The 3,824-nt window shown below is 65.1% G+C and carries 4 protein-coding genes; 3 read left to right on the forward strand and 1 reads right to left on the reverse strand.

The annotated features are described in order from the left end of the window. A partial coding sequence (locus VN706_01705; GenBank protein ID HXT14314.1) for a carboxylesterase family protein occupies window positions 1-1,173 on the reverse strand: 1,173 nt, incomplete at its 3' end. Between the two features lie 182 nt (window positions 1,174-1,355). On the opposite strand from VN706_01705, the gene VN706_01710 reads away from it, so the two are divergent. The 3 genes from VN706_01710 to VN706_01720 all read left to right on the forward strand — a co-directional run. Further along, window positions 1,356-2,846: a tannase/feruloyl esterase family alpha/beta hydrolase gene (locus VN706_01710; protein HXT14315.1), complete on the forward strand. Its 1,491-nt coding sequence runs from the start codon at window positions 1,356-1,358 to the stop codon at window positions 2,844-2,846. A 42-nt stretch (window positions 2,847-2,888) separates the two neighbouring features. Next, the gene (locus VN706_01715; GenBank protein ID HXT14316.1) at window positions 2,889-3,302 is read left to right on the forward strand and encodes a DUF6152 family protein; all 414 of its coding nucleotides are present in this window, start codon (window positions 2,889-2,891) and stop codon (window positions 3,300-3,302) included. Window positions 3,303-3,347: 45 nt separating this feature from the next. Further along, window positions 3,348-3,824 (forward strand): hypothetical protein (locus tag VN706_01720; protein HXT14317.1); only part of this gene is annotated, 477 nt, incomplete at its 3' end.

Raw genomic sequence — 3,824 nt, forward strand, 5'->3', positions numbered from 1 at the left:
GTAAAGCTTGCGATAGAGCGCAACGAGCGCGTCGACTCTGTCGCCGACACGCGCTCGAAGCTCGTTGCGCATACCAGCCTCGTCGAGCGTGAACAGACGTTCGTCCGCGCGGAACGTCGCCTCGCCGCTCGTGTGGCTGAAGATCACGGGCACGTCGGGCGACACGCGCGACGCCGCGGGATGGAACGGATGCTGCGTGATCGCCGTGCCGTCGACGGCCGGCCGGAAGCCGTTGCCGAGGCGTTGCGCGCTGAGTTTGGCGACGGTGGCGAAGTACGCGGTCATGAGGCGGTCGATTGGCAGCGCCTGCAACTGCGCGATCGTCGGTACGCTAAGCCCGAGCTCGGCGACGAGCTCGCGCGTCACTCGCGCGGACGCGTCGCGCTCGAGGAGCTGCAGCGCCGAGCCGCTCATCACGACGGCGCGATGGAACAGTCCCTTCGCGGACGGCATCGTCAGCAGCGTCGATACTTTTTGCGCACCGCCGGACTGGCCGATGATCGTGACGTTGCCGGGGTCGCCGCCGAAGCGCTCGATGTTGTCGTGAATCCATCGCAGCGCGTGCACGAGATCGAGAACGCCGAGTGCGGCCGACTGCTCGAAGTCGTGACCGCCGATCTCGCCGAGGTACGTGTAGCCGAGCACGTTGAGGCGATGGTTCGTCGTGACCGTGACGATGTCGCCTCGCAAACCGAGGTTCGTTCCGTCGTTGACGGGCGCGGCACCGGAGCCGGTATTGAAGCCGCCGCCGTGGCACCACATGATCACGGGCCTTTTGCCGCCGTCGCTTAAGGCCGGCGTCCATACGTTCAACAAGAGACAGTCTTCGCTCTCGATTTGCCCCGGAGTCGCGCCCTGCTCGTCGGCCTCGCCGCGCGGGCGCGGTTGAGCTTGTGGTGCGCGTGCGCCGTAGTCGAACGCATCGCGCACGCCGGTCCACGCCGCCGGATTCATCGGCGGCATGAAACGATTCTTGCCGGCCGTGCTCGCGCCGTATGGAATACCTTTGAAGACCTTGATGCCGCGATTCTCGGTGCCGCGCACGCGACCGAACGTGGTCGCGACTTCGACACTTTGCGTCTCACCCCAGGTCGAGCGCGCGACGCTCGCGGACAGCGCAGCCGCGAGCGAGCCCTGCACGATGAAGTCGCGGCGTGATTGTCGAAAGCGCATGGCTCGTCCCCTCTTGGTCGGCGGTGATTCTTGAGAGCACCGATCATCTTCTTCGACGAGCATCGCCCGCAAGCCGTCAGCGCGCGCGACGGGTAGCACCAATGCTCCCCATTGCGGGTGACCTGGCACGCCATGGCGCGCGCAAACCATACTCAGCGGACTCGAAGTCACGAGGCACGACCATGAAAAACGTAGCTCTGTTGGCCCCACTCTTGGCGTGGAGCTTCGCGAGCCACGCCGCTCCCGACTGCGCCGGGCTAAAGAGCTTCTCGCTGCCGACCTACAAGGTCGCGATCACGAAAGCCGAGGTCGTTCCGGCCGCGGCGCCGCTGCCCGCGCACTGCCGCGTCGACGGCACGATCAACGCGCGCATCGGCGCCGAGGGCAAGCCGTACGCGATCGGCTTCGGGCTGGCGTTACCCGTGAACTGGAATCAGCGGTTCCTCTTTCAGGGCGGCGGCGGTTACAACGGCTTGGTGCGCCCGCCCGTCGGCGTCGCGGCCGTCGGGGCGAATCCGGGACTGGCTCGCGGCTTCGCCGTCGTCTCGACCGACACGGGGCACCAGAGCGAAAGGAATTTCGACCGTAGCTACGACGCTGATCAGCAGGCGAGCATCGACTTCAACCATTTCGCGATCGGCGACGTGGCCGTCGTCGCGAAGGAGATGATCGCCGCGTACTACGGCCAGCGCGCGGAGTACTCGTATTTCGCCGGCTGCTCGACGGGCGGCCGCGAAGCGATGGTCATGACGCAGCGCTACCCGAGCTATTTTGACGGCGTCGTCTCCGGCGATCCCGCGATCCACGTCGGCTACTCAGGCCTCGGCAACGCGTGGTTGCGCGCGGCGTTCAACGAGGCCGCGCCGAAAGACGCGAAGGGTCGGCCGCAACCGCATCTGTTGTTTTCCGAAGCGGACAAGAAGGTCGTGACCGACGGAGTGCTCACTGCGTGCGACGCCCTCGACGGCGTGCGCGACGGTATGGTGTTCAACCCGCGCGCGTGCGACTTCGATCCCGCGATGCTCGCCTGCACCGGCTCGAACAACACGGGGTGTTTGTCGCCGGCGCAAGTCGGCGCGCTCGAGAAGGGCTTCGCAGGCCCGCGTAACTCGCGCGGCAAGCTGATCTACCGCATGAGCCCGAACGACGCCGGTGTCGCAGCGTTTCTGCCGAGCGCAACACCACCCGCGGACAACGCGCCGCTGCCGACCAGCGTCGACGTCGACGGGCGGCTGTTCGAGATGCTCGAGAACCCGATCGCGCAGATGACGGACTCCATCTGGACGAACTTGAGCTCGTTCTCGGGCCATGGTGGCAAGCTGCTCTTCTATCACGGCATGGCCGACCCGACGTTCCACGGCACCGACACGATCGACTACTACGAGCGCATGGCCGCGGCCAACGGCGGTATGGACAAGGTTCAGGGCTGGAGCCGCTTCTTCGCCGTTCCCGGAATGCTGCATTGCCGCGGCGGCGATGCCGCGCTCGACGAGTTCGATCTGCTCACGGCGGTCATGAATTGGGTCGAGAAGGACGTTGCGCCCGACTCGGTCGTCGCCACGGGCAAGGCGTTCCCCGGCCGCAGCCGGCCGTTGTGCGCGTATCCGAAGCACGCGCATTACACGGGCAGCGGCAACCCAGAAGACGCGCGCAACTTCGTTTGTGGCGAGTGACCGGCATTTTCGGGGCATCCGAAATTTTCGGGAGGCGTAGAAATGATCAAGCGAATTTCGGGATGTGCGGTCTTGGGAGCGTCGCTGACGGCGAGCGGTGCGTTGCTCGCTCATCACTCCGTCGCAGGCGCGTACGACTTGACTAAGGAAGCGATGATCTCAGGCTCCTTCTCCGCGTTTCACCTCGTGAATCCACACTCGTCGCTCAAGGTCGACGTCAAGAACGCCGATGGCACGAACACGGAGTGGACGTTCACGGGCGGCAGCGTGACGGTGCTCGCGAGATACCGAATCGGCAAGGAAGGCGAGAACGCGCTCGAGCCCGGTGACGACGTCACAGTTACGTACACGCCCGCACGCGACGGCAAGAGCCCGGTGGGCTTGTTGCGCGCGCTCACGTTCAAGGACGGTCACACGGTTCAAATGCGTCGCCTCGACGACCAAGACCGAGACTAAAACAAAGAGCCGCCGGCAGCGGCTTGAAAAGGGGGAGCTGCCACCATGGACACCAAACGATGGGCGCTTTGCGCAAGCGTCACGCTCGGCATCGCTCTTTCGATCGGCGGATCGTTGACGGCCGGCGCGCAGAACGCCGCCGGGTCGTTTGCCGAGCCTTACACTCCAGCGAAGGAAGCCAAAGATCTCAAGGCGGTGCTATTCAATTGGATGTGGCACATGGGGATGCTCAAGGGCGAGGACGAGCGCGATATGGTCGCCTCGCTCGAGTATCAGGGCAAAGGCACTGTTCAGGTGGACGGCCAGCCTTGCACGCTCACGAAGTATCGCGTGAGCACCTACTACCCGACTTCGAGTCAGCGAGCTCAGTACACGTGCACACGGGCCAACGGCCAAACGTACTCGAACATCGAGGTAGTCAGCGGGCTGTACGCCTGGAACGAAGACACGCCCGGCGCCGAGATCGGTCCGCAGAAGGGCAAGGTCACGCCGATGGCGAGCAGCGTGCAGGAGCGGCTGATC

This window comes from Gemmatimonadaceae bacterium (assembly GCA_035606695.1).
In the GTDB taxonomy this organism is placed as follows: domain Bacteria; phylum Gemmatimonadota; class Gemmatimonadetes; order Gemmatimonadales; family Gemmatimonadaceae; genus JAQBQB01.

Bases quoted from the DNA above. Each gene is read 5' to 3' on its own strand.
- VN706_01710 (HXT14315.1), top strand. From the start codon at position 1,356: ATGAAAAACGTAGCTCTGTTGGCCCCACTCTTGGCGTGGAGCTTCGCG.
- VN706_01715 (HXT14316.1), top strand. From the start codon at position 2,889: ATGATCAAGCGAATTTCGGGATGTGCGGTCTTGGGAGCGTCGCTGACG.